The following is a 15,339-nucleotide window of genomic DNA, read 5'->3' on the forward strand; positions in this document are numbered from 1 at the left end:
CGGGCGCTTGAGCAATTTGAAGGCTCCACGCCAGGCGCGCTTGCCCGAAACGACCAGTCCAACTACCAATCTCAAACCCGCAAACTCTCGTTATGACCGAGGGACCGGCGGGGAGCAGGTCACCGGCCACCCGTCGCTTCGGCCGGGGACGCTTTGGAAGACATGGTTCGGCTATCACGTCCGAAGTCGGGTCGAGGCCCGGATGAACTGCTTGAAGCTCTTCGGCGAGAGGATCATGCCACGAGACCCGGACCGCCAAACCGCCGAAATCCAGATCCGCATCGCCATCATGAACCGCTTCTCAGCCCTCGGGCGGGCCGAGATCAAGGCCGTCCGCTGAAGAAAGGCGGGAAAGGGGGCAGTCATGCCCGAGGCTGATTTGCGCAACATCGCCGTCTACTGGCAAGGAGGCCCCATTACTCAATCCCTTCAGCAGGAGCCGAGAGTAGCTTAGAAAGCACCAGATTTTGTCGAGGGACCGGGGCAGCAGCCCAGATCAGCCGATCTCCGCCCTCAATACAGACCTTCGATCTCGAGCGGCAATTGACGCACTTCACGTTGAGTCAATAAGGGTCGAGGCAGGGGCGTGACATCTGCGGCCTGCAGTTTGTCATAGCGTTGCTCGGCCGCTTCGCGGATGTCGCCGCGATCGCGGAGGATCGTCGGGCGTAGGAACACGAACAAGGTACGCGTGGTCTTCTGCGCATTGCGCGATTTGAACAGGTTGCCGATCACGGGAACATCGCCCAAGCCCGGTACCTTGTTGTCCTGCGATTGGCGGTCGTCGGTGATCAGCCCGCCTAGGACCACCGTCCCGCGATCGTCAGCGAGAACCGTGGTGTTGATCACGCGGCGATTGGTGATCAGGTCGGCGGCCCCTTCGACATTGGCGCTCATGAGGCTCGACACTTCCTGTTCGATCATCAGCTGCACCACATTGCCGGCGGTGATGCGCGGCACGACGTTCATCGTGATGCCCACGTCGCGGCGCTCGATCGTGGTGAAGGGGGTGGCGGTATTGCCGTCGGTGGCAAAGCTGCCGGTGCGGAACGGCACGTTCTGAGCGACCACGATGGTCGCGGGTTCATTGTCGAGCGTGGTGACGCTCGGGGTGGACAGAAGCCGGGCCCGGCTCGATTGCGCCAATGCCTGCACCAGCGCGCCGAAATCATTGTTTCCGGCCCCGACGGTCAGACCGGTGGACAGCGCCACCGAGCTGGTGGCCCCGAGGGCGGCGAGCACGCCTTGCAGCGATACGCCGCCATTACCGAAAGAGGTGGCGGCGATGCGGCCCGGCGGCGCGGCGTCGCCGAAGCCGAGTTGCACGCCGAGCCGTTCCGCCACATCACCCGAAACCTCGACGATCGCGGCTTCGATCATCACCTGCGGGCGGCGCACGTCGAGCGCATGGATCAGACGGCCGGCCTCGGCCAGTTGGGCCGCGGTGCCGCGGACAATGACCGAATTGGTCTCGATCGAGGCTTGGATCGCGACCGAGATGGAGGCGGCGGGCGCGGCGCGGTCGAGCGCCACGAAGCCTTCTCCATCCTCGCCTGCGACGGCCGCGCCCTGATCGGCAGCGACGGGATTGCTCAACTCGACCGCGTCGCCGAGGGTGCCGCGAAGGATCTCGGCCACCACGGCGGCATCGCCGAACTGCATGCGAAACACCTGGGTCGAGATCGCCACCTGCGGGCTTTGCCGCTGCGCCACGTCCATGGAGCGGGCGAGGTCGCGGATCTCCTGGATGTCATCGGGGCTGCCGCGCACCAGAAGCTGGTTGGTCGAGGCGTTGACCGACAAACGCGCGCCGGTGCCCGCCTCGCCCAGCACTTCGACGATCGCGGCGCCGACGGCGACCGCATCGGCATTGGCGAAACGGATCACCTCGGCGCGGACGTTCTCGTCGCTGTCGAAGGCGCGGGCAATGGCGGAGATGCGGTCCACATTGGCGCGGGTGTCGGTGATTAGCACGGCGTTGGGATCCGCGATCGCCTCGATATACCCGGAGTCCGCCACGAGCGGCGCCAGCACGCGCACCGCTTCGGCCGATGGCAGGCGGTCGAGACGCAGCATCGTCGTCACGAAGTCCTGGCTGCCCGCGTCGGCGTTGGTGGTCGAGCCGCTGATCGTGCGCGCCCGCGCTTCGGGCACCACCTGCCACGCCGTACCCGATTGCACGGCGACGAAGCCACGCACCTGCAGGATCGACTGGAACAGGGCCCAGACGCCATCCTCGTCGAGAGGCTCGGCCGAGACGACGCTGACATCGCCGGAGAGGTTCGGGTCGAGCACGAGCGTCCGTCCCGTGATCTCGGAGACCTGCTCGGCCAGCACCGAGATCTCGGCGCCGCGCAGGTTGATGACGAAGGTGTCCTGCGCCTGTGCCGGCAACGCCACCGGCAGACACAAGGCGAGACTCAGAAACGATCGCAAGGAAAAGATACTCATCGAAGCGGGAACGACATGCTGATGAGACGTCCATCGCGCTCGATCTCGATCTGCGCGAGGCCCGAGGCCGCGACCTCGTCATAAAGGCGTCGATCGCTGTCGACGTCTCCGACGGTCTGTCCATTCACGCGTGTCACTAGATCCCCTGCCAGCAGGCCCGCGCGGCCAACGCCGCTGTCGTGGTCATCCGCTATCCTATAGCCCTCGTCGGTCGGGATCAGCCCAATGCTGTCGAGAACCTCCGCGGGATTCTGTCTGATGCGTTCGCGCCACATGTCGATGTAGTCCTGAGGCGTCTCGGGCCCGCTGTCCTGATCGTCCTCGGGGGCATCCGCCGTTTCGGCCCCGGCGGTCTGCGACGCCACGAGGGCCTGCAATCGTCCGAGCCCCGCAAGATCCTGCTCGGGCGGCGCATCCGCGGGCCCCTCGGTTCCGGGAAAGGACAGCGTCTGCAATTCGCCTCCGACATCGAGCACCACATGGCTCGATGCGACCTCGATCAGCGTGGCGGCACCGGCCACGTCTTCACCCGGGCGGTAACCTTCATTGGTGCCGTTCGTGCCGATGAAGGCGATCGACCGGGCCGGATCGTCACGCACCACCACGCCGTGCAACACCAGATCGAGCGTTGTCTCGCCAACAGGGCCGGTGGGCTCGGGTGGCGGCGCCGAGATGTTGCCGAACGGCCCAAGCGCGAGAATCGGGCCGAGATCGGCGGGAGCGATCTCAGAAGCGTCCGGAGCAGGTGCCGTCGGGGCGGCGCGGGCGGGCAGGGCCTCGGAATACCCCGCCAAATGCCACAGCACCGGCGGCGCGGTCACTGCGGTCCCCAGCAGCACCGCGAGCGTCGCGAGCGACCGCACCGGCAATGGAAAATGTGTCAGAGAAACGCCCATCCTGTCAGTCTATCCGTCGCGCGCCGTATCAATATAGCCCGTCAGCCTCACATTCGCGCCATCCGCCTCTGCCGGGGCGACACGGATCTCGAGCCGGTCTAGCGCAGCATCCGTCGTGGGCGTGGCCTCCACCGTCACGCGCCACGCCCGGCCGAACATCTCGACCTCTGCGCGGGTATGGGTCTCGTCGATCTCGGGCAGGCCGAGCCGCCATGCTGTCAGCCGCTCCTCGGCGACCCAGCGCGCGACGGTGCGGTCGGTCAGGTCGCCGATTCGGGCGCTGTGCCCTTCGGTCGCCCCGAGAAGCGATACCGCCCCCACCGCGAGCACGGCCATCGCGATCAGCGCCTCGATCATCGAGAACCCCGCCTGCGGGTCGCGACCGCTCATGGCGCAGGCTCGCGACGCGCCGAAGCCCCGTCCCAGACCAACCGCTCGGCCCCGCCTTCGCCGACGCTCAGCACCAGCGGCGTCCCTTGGGCGGGCAGGAGCTGCGCCGTGACCACGAACACGCCTTCGCGCGCGTCCTCCTGGCGCAGCCGGACCGCATCGGGAAGCTCGTGAGGGGTGCCGAGGATCTCGACCCTGTGGGGGGCCCAACCCGCCGCGGTCCAGCCCAGAAACCGGTAGCCGGTCCCGCTCCAGGCAAAGGCCACCGGCGTCCCGGCCAGAAGCGCCTCGTCCGAGGCGCGCTCCATCCGGGCGCGCAGCAGCGCCAGCTCCGAATCGAGCGTTGCCTCGCCACGCCCCGGCCCGAGGTTGAGCCCGACCGCGCCCGCAACCGTGGCGATCAGCACCAGCACCACCAGCACTTCGACCAGCGTCAGACCGGCAGCGCCGTCGCGGAACACGGCGGGAGCGGTCAATTCTCGACCATCGCCTGTCCGTGGATGATGTCGGCATTCGCGCCGTCGCCGCCGGGCTGCGCATCCGCCCCGAGCGAGATCAGATCGAAGCCGCCAGTGTCGCCGGGCGAGCGGTAGGTATAGGCGTTGCCCCAAGGGTCGACCGGCACCGCGCCGAGATAGCCGCCCGCGGCCCAGTTGGGCGGCTGCGGCGGCGCGACGGGTTCTTTGACAAGGGCGTCGAGCCCCTGCGAGCTGGTCGGATAGGTGCGGTTGTCGAGCCGGTAGAGTTCGAGCGCCGAGCCGATGGCGCGGATGTCGGTCCGGGCCACGGCAACCCGCGCCTCGTCGGGGCGGCCGATCACGTTGGGCACGATCATCGCGGCGACGAGGGCGATGATCACCAGCACCACCATCATCTCGATGAGGGTTACACCGGCGTCAGGTGATCGGGTCGCGGGAGACCGGGTTTCGGGCCTGCGGCGCGCGCGGCGCGCCCTGGCTCCGATAAAGAGCTGGCGGATCATGAAACCTTTGCCTCTTGGGGGACGTACATATAGTAAGACTACACCAGCGGCGAGGTCTTGGAAAAGGCAAAAGCTCGTGAGAAATCAGGTGGTTCCAGAGGAAAAAGCGGCTCCTGAGCCGAGGCGCGAGGCGTTGTCCGACGGCCTTTCGACGCCCGTGACGCCGTTTCCCCGCTCCGGCCCGCCTTCCGCTCCCCTGTTCGAACGTTGCGCGGCGGCCATGGCCAAGGCGCGCCGGCCCGCTCCGGTGCTGATCGGATCGGAAGCCGTGACCGCCCTGCGCGTGGATCTTCCCGACGCGCCGGCCCGGCAGCGCCGGGCCCTGCTCACCTTCGCGGTCGAGGAGCGGCTTGCCACGCCGATCGAGGCGCTGGTGGTGTTGCCAGGGCCGTTGGCAGGCGCGCCCAAGGCCGAGGCGCTGGCGTTGGTGATCGACCGCGCCACCCTTGCCGCCGCCGAGGCGACGGCACCGGAGGGGGCGGCGATCCTGCCCGACTTTCTGGCCATCCCGCGCCCCGATGCGGCGGCGGACGGCCCGGGCTGGGCGGTGTGGCGCGACGGCGCGCGCTGCGTGGTGCGGGTCTCGGACGGGACCGGCTTCGCGGTGGCGACCGAGATGCTGGCGCTGGTCTGGCGGCGCGGCGGCCAGCCGTCTCTGACCAGCCTCGGCGCGGCGCTGCCCTCGGGCCTGCCCGCGACCGACCTGTCGCAGACCCCGCCGCCGCCGGACTCCGCCGATCTGGCCTTCAGCTTCTCGAATCGTGCCCGCGGCGAGGCGGCACAGGCCCTGCGCCGCCGGAGCGTCGTGGCCGCGGGCATCGTGGCGCTGGGGCTATTCTTGCAAGTCGGGCTGGCGGGGGCCGATGCCGTGGCACTGAGCCGGATCGCGCAGGCCGAACGGCGGGCCGCCGAAACCGCGCTGGAGCAGGTTCTTCCCGGCGCCGTCATCCCGGCCGATCCGGCACCGATCCTCGCACGGCTCGCCCCGAGCGTCGCCCGGCCCGAGCGCGGCGACCTGCTGCCGCTTTTGTCGGAGGTGTCCGAGACCTTGAACGCGGCGGATGAGACGGCGTCGTTCCGGCGGATGTCATGGGGCAAGGCCGACGGGGCGCTGATCGTGCAGGTGCAGGCGCCGGGGCTGGAGGATCTGCAACGTGTGCAGCGGGTTTTGCAGGCGGGCGGGTTCGGCGTGACCAGCGGGGCCGCAAATGCGGGCGACGGCATGGCCGAGGTCGAGATGCGCATCCAAAGGGAGGCGGCGAAGTGAGCGCTCTGTCGAGGCTCAACCCGCGAGAGCGGCTTCTGGTGCTCGGGGTCCTGCCGGTCGTGGCGGTGCTGGCGCTGATCTGGTATGTCTGGCTGCCCTTGCAGGACCATCGCCGCGCGCTCACGGAGCGAATCGCTGATTACCGGCTGGTCGAGGCCAGCGCACGGGCCGCCGCGGCCCGACCCGGGACCCAGCGCCCCGAATTGTCGCAAGACCGCGCACCGCTTGCCGCGCGGGTCACCCGAAGCGCCGAGGCCGCGGGGCTGCTGCTGCGGCGGCTCGAACCGGATGGCGGGCTCTTGCGGGTCACCATCGACGAGGCGGCCTTCGACACGGTGCTCCTGTGGATTTCGGATCTCGAAACCGACGAGGCGGTGGGCATCGCCGCGATCGAGGCCGAGCGGCGGATCGAACCGGGCGTGGTGTCACTGCGCCTGACGCTGGAGGAGATGAAATGACCGAGGCGATGACGGGACCGGGCGCCGAGGTCGCGACCGGCAAGGCGGATGGCACGGCGGAGGCCGCGCTGCCTCGGCTCAGCTACGGCTTTGCCAATGCGGGCGGTGTGATCCTGATGCGCGACGCCGAAGGACGGCCGGTCTGCCGTCACCGCCCCGAGGCGAACCTTGAGGCGATGATCGAGGCGCAGCGCGTGGCGGGCCGTCTCGTCGCCTTCGAGGAGATCGACGCGAAGGCCTTCGAGGAGGAACTTGGCCGCATCTACCGCGACAGCTCGTCCGAGGCGGCGCAGGTTGCAGCGGATGCCGATGGCGACCTTGCCCTGCTGGCCGACAGCGCCGCCTCGGTGGACGACCTGCTCGACCAGAAGGACGACGCCCCCGTGGTGCGGCTGATCAACGCGCTGCTGCTCGAGGCGGTGAAGGAGGGCGCGTCGGATGTGCATATCGAAACCGAGGAGCGCCGCCTGGTGGTGCGGTTCCGCATCGACGGTGTGCTGCGCGAGGTGATCTCTCCCAAGCGGGCGCTGGCCTCGCTTCTGGTGAGCCGGATCAAGGTGATGGGCAAGCTCGACATCGCGGAAAAGCGGATGCCGCAGGACGGGCGGGTTTCGCTGCGGGTCGGCGGCTACGATCTCGACGTGCGGGTCTCGACCATTCCCTCGCAATTCGGCGAAAGGGTCGTGCTGCGTCTTCTCGACCGGGGCCAGACGCTGCTCGGGCTCGATCACCTCGGTCTGTCGCCGCGCGATCTCGAGACGTTCAAGAGGGTGCTGGGCCGCCCCGACGGGCTGGTCCTTGTCACCGGGCCCACCGGTTCGGGCAAGACGACCTCGCTCTATGCCGCTCTCGATCTGCTCAACGATCGGCAGCGCAACATCATGACGGTCGAGGACCCGATCGAATACACGATGGACGGCGTCGGGCAGATGCAGGTCAACGCCCGCACCGAGCTGAGCTTTGCGCGCGGGCTTCGCGCGATCCTGCGACAGGACCCGGACGTCATCATGATCGGCGAGATCCGCGACCGCGAGACGGCGCAGATCGCGGTGGAATCCGCGATGACCGGCCATCTCGTGCTCTCGACGCTGCACACCAACACCGCCATCGGCGCGGTGTCGCGCCTCGTCGAGATGGGGGTCGAGCGGTTTCTTCTGGCACCGATGCTGCGCGGGCTGGTAGCGCAGCGGCTGGTGCGGCGGATCTGTCCCGATTGCGCCACGCCGCACGCGCTGACCGACACCGAGAGCGGGCTGCTCAACGGACTTTTGCCAGCGGGCGCACCGGTGTCGCGCGGGACGGGATGCTCACAATGTCACGGCAGCGGCTATCGCGGGCGGCTGCCGATCTACGAGATCATCGAGATCGACGGCGCGCTCGAGCGGCTGGTGCATGAAGGCGCCTCCGAGGCGCAGCTCACGGCGGCGGCGCGCAAGCGCGGCCCGGGGCTGCTTCAGGACGGTGTCGAAAAGCTGCGCGACGGGCTGACCACGGTCGAGGAGGTCGCGCGGGCGGTCCGTGAGGACACGACGCTGCCGGAGATCGCCTGACATGGCGGCCTTCGCCTACCGTGCCGTCGATGCGAAGGGCCGCAGCGCCAAGGGCATCGTCGAGGCGTCGAGTTCGGCCGCCGCGCGGCAGGCGCTGCGCGCGCAAAAGTTGTTGCCGGTCTCGGTCGAGCCGACGGCGGCGCGGCGGGCGCCGGGGGCGGGGGCCGCACGGCAGGGGCGCGGTGGCATCGGGCTGCGCACGCTGACCCTCGTGACGCGCCAGCTCGCCACGCTCATCGGATCGGGCATCCGGGTCGAGGACGCGCTGCGCACCGTGGCGGCGCAGGCGGGCTCGACGCGCGCCTCGTCGCTGCTGCTGAACCTGCGGGCCGCCGTCCTCGATGGCCGCAGCTTTGCCGCCGCGCTGGGAGATTACCCGCAGGTCTTCGGGGATTTCTATCGCGCCTCGGTTGCGGCGGGCGAAAGTTCAGGCCAACTGGGACAGGTGATGGAGCATCTGTCGGGATTCGTCGAAACCCGCGCCAAGAACCGCCAGACGGTACAGCTCGCGCTGCTGTATCCCGCGATCCTCGCGCTGGTCTCTCTGGCGGTGATCGTGGCGCTTCTGACCTTCGTGGTGCCCGACATCGTGCGCGTCTTCACCTCGCGCGGGGCAGAGTTGCCGCTTCTTACCCGGACCCTGATCGGGCTAAGCGATCTCATCAATGACTGGGGCCTCGTCATGGGCGCCGCGATCGCGGGCATGGCGGCGGGGGCCGCGCTGGCGCTCCGGCGGCCCGCGGTGCGGATGCGCTGGCATCGCCTGCTCGCCACCGCGCCGGTTACCCGGCGCTTCGCGCTCAAATCCAACGCGGCGCAGTTCGCGGGCACGCTGGCCACCCTCACGGTAAGCCGGGTGCCGCTGATCGAGGCGCTGGGGGCGGCGGCACAAACCGTGCCCAACCTGTATGTCCGCAAACGGGTGGAGATTGTCTCCACCCGGGTCCGCGAGGGGGTCGCGCTGTCGGCCGCCCTGACCGAGGCGGGGGTGTTTCCGCCCATGATGATCGCCATGGTCGCCAGCGGAGAGGCAGGCGGCGTGCTGGGTCAGACCCTGACCCGCGCCGCCGAGGACCAGTCGCGCGATCTCAACGCGCTGGTCGCCGCCCTCGTGGCGCTGGTCGAGCCTGCGGTCCTGCTGATCATGGGGGGGATCGTGATGCTGCTGGTGCTGTCGATCCTCTTGCCGATCGTCAATCTCAACAGCCTCGTGGGCTGAGGCGGCCCGACCCCGGCCGGCCTTCTCAGAACGGCATGGCAAGCGAGGTCGGAGCCGAACTCGGCATGCCGGGCACGAGGGCGGCGCCCTGCGGCTCCACGGTCACACGCAGCATGCGCTCGCCGGTGACGGCAAGGCGGGCCAGCGTGGTGCCCGTGTCATCGCTCAGCACCGCATTGGCGTCCGCGCCTTGGGTCGAAAGGCCCATGACCATGGCGGGCACCGGGATTTCCGTGCCGTTCCGGTCGAGGCAGACGCCCTGCGACGTCTCGATCGCGCCCTGCGCGGCAAAGGCGCGACGTCCGGCCGAGAGGCTGTCGATGGCGACCACCGCGCGCGGGCTGCAGCTTTCGACCGCGAGGCGTGGAAACAGCGCCAACAACCCGGCCCCCGCGCGCCCGCGCAGGTCGTGGGCGGAGACCGCGAAAGGCGTCGCCTCGATCCGGCCTTCGAGACGCGTATCGGGACCCTGAAGTTCGACCCCGGCGGCGATCCGCCCGGTGAGCAGATCGCCCGGAGACCATGTCCAATCAAGCGTGTATCCGCCCAGAAGTCCGGCCCGGCCACGGCTCAGGCTGCCCGATAGCGTCTCGACTTGGGAGGGCAGGACAACTAGGGTCCGCACGACCGATGCGGGCATCGTCATAACCAGTGTCGCGCCAAATACGAGGGCCGTGAGACATGCCAGGGCAACCCCTGTTCCAATCCCCTTCAGCCAGCGCCGGGCGCGGTCCTTCGGGGTTGTCGCGTCGTGGGTTTCTGGGGCGTCTAGCTGCATCATCGGCCCTTTTGGGTGTGGCGGGTTGCGGCGCTGGCGGGGCTGGTGGTGAAGCCACAGTGGCGCCGCCCGGGACGGTGGGGCGCGCGGCCCTGCTCGCGCCGCTCTCCGGCCCGCAGGCGAGTATAGGCCAGATCATGCGCGAAGCCGCAAGCCTCGGCGGCGCGGTCGGCGGTCCCGGAGCCGAGATCGACCTGCGCGACGCCGGCACCACCGAGCAGAGCGCCGTCGATGCGGCGCGCCAAGCGGTCGAAGCCGGGGCCGCGATGATTCTGGGGCCTCTGTTCTCGGGACAGAGCCGGGCCGTGGCGCAGGCGGTGGGCCGCAAGGTGCCAGTGGTCTCCTTTTCCAACGACAGCGCCATCGCCGGCGGCAATCTCTACGTCTATGGTGTCACGCCGTTGCAGTCGGCCAAATCGGTGATGGGTTTCGCCGCGGCGCGCGGCCTGCGGCGCATCGCCGTCGTCGCCCCGCCGGGAGAGTTCGGCACCAGATCCGTCGCGGCGGCGCAGGCGGCGGCGCAGGGATATGGCATCGCCCTGTCCGAGCCGGTCGTCACCGACAGCGCCGAGGGCCTTGCCGCCCGGCTGAGCGCCGCGTCGGGGGGGCAACTGCCCGACGCCGTCTACCTGCCAAGCGTGCGCGGCGGGTTCGAGGCGCAGGCGGCGGCGATCAGCGCGGCAGGGGTGCAGATCCTCGGCTCCGACCAATGGGCGGCGATCACGCCGCAGCGGATTCCGGCGCTGCAGGGGGCGTGGTTCGCGGCCCCCGATCCGATCGGCTTCGAGGCCTTTGCCATCGCGTTGGAAGAGCGGGTCGAGACCGAGGCCGGGATCGTCGCCGGGCTGGCTTTCGACGCGATCGAGATGGCCCGGCTGCTGGGGCGGCTCGGGCAGCAGAGCGCCGAGGGGCTCCAGCGCCCGGCGGGCTTCAGCGGCGTGCTCGGACCCTACAAGATCCTGCCTTCGGGCCTTGTCGAGCGTGGTCTCGCGGTTCTCAACGTGGCCGATGGGGCCACGACGTTGATCGGTGCGCCCTCGGTATGAGGCGCACCGCGTCCCGGTGCCGGACCCGTCGGGAATGACCCCCCTCTGCGGCCGGGCGCAGGAGGGGCAGGTACAGGAGGGGCAGGCGCGAGACGGGCAGGCTGGGTTCACCCTGATCGAGATGCTGGTGGCGCTGGCGCTCTTTGCGCTGGTGGGGCTTGCCTCCTTCGCCGTGCTCGACACGGTGATCCGCACGCGCGAGCGCACCGAGGGTCGGCTCGAGGCGGTGGCGCAGATCGACCGGACCCTGATCCTGTTTGGCCGCGACGTGGCGCAGGGCCGGGCCGCTGACCTGCGCCTCGAAGAGGGGCGTCTGATGTTGACCGGGCCGGAGCACGGCGCGCTCGACTGGACGGGCGAGGCGGGTGTGCTGCGTCGCCGCGCGCTGGGCCCCGATGGCGGTGTCCGGGTGACGCAGGCGCTGGTGTCGCCCGTGGACGGGGTGGTCCTTCGTGTTCTCGACGGCGGGGGACAGTGGCACGAGGCGTGGCCCCCCGAGGATGGTGCCGCCTTGCCACGGGGGGTGGAGCTGCGCTTCGACATCGCCCCCGGCGGACCGTTGGGCCGCGAAACGCTCAACGTGCGGCGTCTTGCCGAAACCGTGCGTCCGGTCGAGCCATGAGGGCACGCGACACCGAAGATGGCGTGATCCTCGTCAACGTGCTGGTCACGCTGGCCATCGCCTCCTCCCTCGTCGTCCTGATGCTGACCTCGCAGGACAGCCTGCTCGACCGCGCGCGCCGGGTCTCGGCCACCGCGCAGGCCGAGGCGCTGGCGCTCGGGGCCGAGACATCGGTTCTGGTGGCGCTGCGGCGCGACATGGAGGCGGGCCCCGAGACCGACCACTATGCCGAAGCATGGGCGCTGGCGTCGCAGCAGGAGGTGGAGCTTGAGACGGGCCGCTTCTCGGTCGAGATCCGCGACGCGCATGCGCGGCTCGACCTGAACGGGTTGGCGGCGGGGGGGATCGCGCAGGTGCAGGTCCTGTCGCGGCTGATCGATGAACTTGAGCTGCCGCCCGAAACCGGGCCGCGCATCCTGACCTTCCTGCGCGACCGCGGCCCGGCGGCGTCACTTGAGCAGATCCCCGGTCTCGACGCCGTGGCGATTGAGCGTCTGCGTCCCGTGGCCGATGTGCTGCCGGTGCCGGGAAAGATCAACCTAAACACCGCCGACGCGCAGGTGATCGGAGCGGTGCTCCAGAGCCGGACGGCGGCGCGCCGGCTCGTGGCGCTGCGCGAGCGCAATGGTGGGTGGGTGGAGAGCGGCGACGTCGCGGCCCTGGGGCTGATCGGAGCCGGGGTGGGGCTGGTGTCGGACCTCTTCGACGTCACCGTGAGGGCCGAGGTCGACGGCATGGAGGTCCATCTCGAAAGCAGGCTTCAGCGGCGGCGCGGCATGGGCACGCGCGAGGTGGTGGTGATCTCCCGGCGGTTCGGGCCGGAAAGCGGCGGGATCCCAACGCCCGACCCTTAGGTCTTTCGAACGGGAACCGGCGCCCAAGTCCTCGAAAATGCGACAGGCGCGGCCCTTTCGGGGCCGCGCCTGCTCTTGATTTTTCTATCGAACGATCAGGGATTGAACGGCTCGATGGACGGGGTCATCGCAAGCTCGAGATCCGTGATGTCGATCGGCTCGGCATTGCGATCCTGGTTGAACACCTCGAGGAAGCCCAGTCCCAGCGATCCGATACCGCGCGTGCCGTTGGAATCGTCACAGGCCGCGACAAGCAGGACCAGCGATGACAGGCCGATGAGGCTCAGTCTGGTTTTCATGGCGTATCTCCTTTCGGCCCCTTAGGAGCGTGCGCCGGGGAGCGGCGTGTTCAGATAGGGGAACGCGTTCATGAATTCGGTCGCCTTGAGCGGCGCGCCGTCGGTGAAGGGCTGATTGCCCACCGGTGCGTCGGAGGGCTGGCACAGACCGAGATTCACGAAATCGCTGGAGGTGTCTTCCTCGGCCCCATCGACACCGAGTTCGGCGCCGAGCGGCACGTCGTAGCACAGCGCGCCCATGACGACCCGCAGCGCGATATCGACGGTGTCGTCACCCGGACGACGACCGTTCGGGAAGCCGGCGAGATCCTCGGCCACGACGCCGAAGGTGTGCTGCTGCTGAATCGGGGTGGCGGGCACCGCGGTGTTCAGTCGCATCATCTCGGACGGCACGGCGTCGGGGTTGGACGAGGCGTTGAAGCCCGGGAAACCGGTCAGGAACGCCGCGACGAGGTCGTTGCGCGGGAAGTTCGACGGCGCGATGTTGTCGTCGGCACCGACGGCGTCGCGGAACAGCAGATCGAGCAGGGCGGGAAGGGTCGGGTTGGTCACGTAGGTGGCCAGCGCCCCGTCCTGGGTCGGCTCGGCGGCGTTGAACAGGTTCTTGTCGGGCAGACCGATGACGACCTCGTTCACCAGCGGCGCCGAAAGACGCGACTGCTGCACCCAAGCACCGCCGAACTTGCTGTCCTGCTCGTAGCTGGGTGAGGGGTCCTCGACCTGTCCCTGCGGCAGGCTGGCGGTGGTCCAAGCGCCGATCACAGGGTCGTCGCCCTCGGTGAGGCAGGAGATGGGCACCTCGATGGCGATCGAGGTGACGTTGGCCTGACCGATCAGGTCGTCATTGGCACGATCTTGAGTAATTCCGCCGGGGAAGGGGTTGGCGGTGTTGTATTGCTGCCAGTCACCGCTCGGCGCGCCCTGGACCGGCACGAGGTTCACAAGGTCGAAGACCTCACCGAGATTGACGGCGAAGGCCTCGGCGCGCTGGCCTACGAAGACACGTGCATCGCCTTCGCAGCCGGGCAGGGCAACATCGTCGTAGATGAACCGATCGGCGTAGTTCTCGTAGTCGGGAAGAGTCTTGTTGCCGATATTGTCGACGGGCTTAACAAAACGCTTGCCGGTGCGGGGGTTGCTAAGATCCGATCGCTCGCCGCTGCGGCGATCGCCCTTGATCATCCTGAGAGTATAGCGTTCGTTCTCGTTGAGTGCGCCGAAGGGGTCCTTGGCGGTGATCTGTCCGGCCTGACGCAGCGGGATCGCCACGTCCTGCCCACCGATGTCCAGGGTGATGCCCTTGCCGTCGTTGGTTAGATCGTTGTCGAAATCGAACTGGAAGGTAATGTCCTCGATCGCATCGCCGTCGTTGTCGACATGGATCTCGTAGATCGCGTCGGGGTCCATCGTGAAGTAGTTCGGACCGCCATAGGGGGCTTGTATGGGCTGATAGTTGGCGATCAGCGTCACGTAGTCCTCACGGCCCGGCTCATAGCTGCGGAACATGTAGAAGTCGGTGCCGTCGATCTTGGGCGTCTCGGTGATCGCGGGGGCTTCGCGGTGGGACGACGCCTAGGCGGACGAGGCCGCGAGAAGGGCGATCGCCGTCATGGCCCCTGTTTTGACGGTCGTTGGTTTAATCAGCATAGCTCATACACTCCCATGACCCGTCCACCGCGCGGTTGAACGGTCTGTTTTCCGCCGGTATTCGCAATCGTTGTTCCAATCTGCGACCCGACGTCACAGACACTTAGCCCGAGGGATAGAAGTTTCGGCATCACAAAAACTTTTTTGCATTGCATTCCCAACCTCTATGGTTCTCAACGATAAAAACGACACAGCCATGATCGAGACGGCATGAGCGAGATATGGCTCACCTTGGCTCTTGGCGGCGGACTTTTGCTGCTGTGCCTGATCGATATCCGGCAGCGGCGGCTTCCGGATGTGATCACTCTCCCGTTGATCGCAGCCGGGCTCATCCAAGGGGCGCTGGAACTGGGCGGATGGCCTACGGCGCGGATCGTCGGCGCCTGCTTGGGCTTTGGTGTCTTCTGGGTGATCGGCGAAGCGTTCTGGCGCTGGAGGGGGATCGAAGGTCTCGGGCAGGGCGATGCCAAGCTGCTTGCCGGGGCAGGGGCATGGCTCGGCTGGACGGCGCTGCCGACCGTCGTGCTTGTCGCGTCCTTCGGCGCCTTGCTGATGGAGCTTGGACAAGGTGCCGTGGCCGGACGGCGCATCGCGTTCGGTCCATGGCTGGCGGGCGCTTTCTGGCTTTACTGGCTATGGCAATCGGGACTGCGGTGAAACTCTCGGCCCCCATCCTGCTTGGTTGATGGCAGAAGAGAGGGGGGGGTCATCAGGGCCCCGCTCGTGCCGAGATGCCGGGGCCTTCGCCATTGGTCTTGACGAAGCGCGATACCTTCGGCGCAATCCTTAGCCGCACCACGGCGTCGGCGGTGATGCAGGCACTGCCGTGGTGATGCCCCGCATCCAAGCCCCCGGATCGCAATCGTTCTGCCGGTATCCC

15 protein-coding genes and 2 pseudogenes are annotated in these 15,339 nt (G+C 68.4%); 9 read left to right on the top strand and 8 right to left on the bottom strand.

Features of this window, described 5'->3' with window-relative positions; genetic code table 11:
- Positions 1 to 125: 125 nt before the first annotated feature.
- Positions 126 to 340 (top strand): annotated as a pseudogene (locus ACJASC_RS07255) (IS5/IS1182 family transposase); the annotation flags it as partial.
- Between the two features lie 173 nt (positions 341 to 513).
- On the opposite strand, the gene gspD reads toward ACJASC_RS07255, so the two are convergent.
- Genes gspD through gspG form a run of 5 tightly spaced genes read right to left on the bottom strand, consistent with a single transcriptional unit; the run spans position 514 to position 4,719 of the window.
- Positions 514 to 2,451: a type II secretion system secretin GspD gene (gene gspD, locus ACJASC_RS07260; RefSeq protein WP_415144782.1), complete on the bottom strand. Its 1,938-nt coding sequence runs from the start codon at positions 2,449 to 2,451 to the stop codon at positions 514 to 516.
- Positions 2,448 to 3,347: a type II secretion system protein N gene (locus ACJASC_RS07265; protein WP_415144784.1), complete on the bottom strand. Its 900-nt coding sequence runs from the start codon at positions 3,345 to 3,347 to the stop codon at positions 2,448 to 2,450. Before ACJASC_RS07265 ends, gspD begins: the two co-directional genes overlap by 4 nt.
- Positions 3,348 to 3,356: 9 nt before the next feature.
- Complete coding sequence (gspI, locus tag ACJASC_RS07270; RefSeq protein ID WP_021693831.1) at positions 3,357 to 3,737, bottom strand: type II secretion system minor pseudopilin GspI; 381 nt, start codon at positions 3,735 to 3,737, stop codon at positions 3,357 to 3,359.
- Positions 3,734 to 4,213, bottom strand: coding sequence for a prepilin-type N-terminal cleavage/methylation domain-containing protein (locus ACJASC_RS07275; protein ID WP_415144786.1), 480 nt, complete (start codon positions 4,211 to 4,213; stop codon positions 3,734 to 3,736). Before ACJASC_RS07275 ends, gspI begins: the two co-directional genes overlap by 4 nt.
- Positions 4,210 to 4,719, bottom strand: coding sequence for a type II secretion system major pseudopilin GspG (gspG, locus tag ACJASC_RS07280; protein ID WP_415144788.1), 510 nt, complete (start codon positions 4,717 to 4,719; stop codon positions 4,210 to 4,212). The genes ACJASC_RS07275 and gspG overlap by 4 nt, the downstream gene beginning before the upstream one ends.
- A 220-nt stretch (positions 4,720 to 4,939) precedes the next feature.
- On the opposite strand from gspG, the gene gspL reads away from it, so the two are divergent.
- From gspL to ACJASC_RS07300, 4 genes are read left to right on the top strand one after another with little or no spacing between them, the layout of a single operon-like run.
- Entirely contained in the window at positions 4,940 to 5,986 is a 1,047-nt protein-coding gene (gene gspL / locus ACJASC_RS07285) for a type II secretion system protein GspL (RefSeq protein WP_021693827.1), read from the top strand.
- On the top strand, positions 5,983 to 6,444 hold the full coding sequence (gene gspM / locus ACJASC_RS07290) for a type II secretion system protein GspM (protein WP_415144791.1): 462 nt from the start codon (positions 5,983 to 5,985) through the stop codon (positions 6,442 to 6,444). Before gspL ends, gspM begins: the two co-directional genes overlap by 4 nt.
- Positions 6,441 to 7,994: a GspE/PulE family protein gene (locus tag ACJASC_RS07295; protein ID WP_415144793.1), complete on the top strand. Its 1,554-nt coding sequence runs from the start codon at positions 6,441 to 6,443 to the stop codon at positions 7,992 to 7,994. Before gspM ends, ACJASC_RS07295 begins: the two co-directional genes overlap by 4 nt.
- Before the next feature lies 1 nt (position 7,995).
- Positions 7,996 to 9,213: a type II secretion system F family protein gene (locus ACJASC_RS07300; RefSeq protein ID WP_415144795.1), complete on the top strand. Its 1,218-nt coding sequence runs from the start codon at positions 7,996 to 7,998 to the stop codon at positions 9,211 to 9,213.
- A 25-nt stretch (positions 9,214 to 9,238) separates the two neighbouring features.
- Here ACJASC_RS07300 and gspN read toward each other — a convergent pair whose 3' ends face one another.
- Positions 9,239 to 9,853: a type II secretion system protein N gene (gene gspN / locus ACJASC_RS07305; RefSeq protein WP_415144798.1), complete on the bottom strand. Its 615-nt coding sequence runs from the start codon at positions 9,851 to 9,853 to the stop codon at positions 9,239 to 9,241.
- A 41-nt stretch (positions 9,854 to 9,894) separates the two neighbouring features.
- On the opposite strand from gspN, the gene ACJASC_RS07310 reads away from it, so the two are divergent.
- Genes ACJASC_RS07310 through ACJASC_RS07320 form a run of 3 tightly spaced genes read left to right on the top strand, consistent with a single transcriptional unit; the run spans position 9,895 to position 12,513 of the window.
- Entirely contained in the window at positions 9,895 to 11,037 is a 1,143-nt protein-coding gene (locus ACJASC_RS07310; protein ID WP_415144800.1) for a penicillin-binding protein activator, read from the top strand.
- A gap of 34 nt (positions 11,038 to 11,071) precedes the next feature.
- Positions 11,072 to 11,659, top strand: coding sequence for a type II secretion system protein GspJ (locus tag ACJASC_RS07315; RefSeq protein WP_415144802.1), 588 nt, complete (start codon positions 11,072 to 11,074; stop codon positions 11,657 to 11,659).
- Positions 11,656 to 12,513 carry a type II secretion system minor pseudopilin gene (locus ACJASC_RS07320; protein WP_415144804.1) on the top strand — a complete coding sequence of 286 codons (858 nt, stop codon included), beginning with the start codon at positions 11,656 to 11,658 and terminating at the stop codon, positions 12,511 to 12,513. Before ACJASC_RS07315 ends, ACJASC_RS07320 begins: the two co-directional genes overlap by 4 nt.
- A 95-nt stretch (positions 12,514 to 12,608) precedes the next feature.
- Here ACJASC_RS07320 and ACJASC_RS07325 read toward each other — a convergent pair whose 3' ends face one another.
- Entirely contained in the window at positions 12,609 to 12,812 is a 204-nt protein-coding gene (locus ACJASC_RS07325; RefSeq protein WP_021693819.1) for a hypothetical protein, read from the bottom strand.
- 21 nt (positions 12,813 to 12,833) lie between these two features.
- Positions 12,834 to 14,369 (bottom strand): annotated as a pseudogene (locus ACJASC_RS07330) (DUF4331 domain-containing protein); the annotation flags it as partial.
- Positions 14,370 to 14,669: 300 nt separating this feature from the next.
- Between ACJASC_RS07330 and ACJASC_RS07335 the strand changes: the two are divergent.
- Positions 14,670 to 15,116: a prepilin peptidase gene (locus ACJASC_RS07335; RefSeq protein WP_415144806.1), complete on the top strand. Its 447-nt coding sequence runs from the start codon at positions 14,670 to 14,672 to the stop codon at positions 15,114 to 15,116.
- Positions 15,117 to 15,339: the final 223 nt, after the last annotated feature.

Source organism: Limimaricola cinnabarinus (genome assembly GCF_047631075.1).
GTDB lineage: Bacteria > Pseudomonadota > Alphaproteobacteria > Rhodobacterales > Rhodobacteraceae > Limimaricola > Limimaricola cinnabarinus.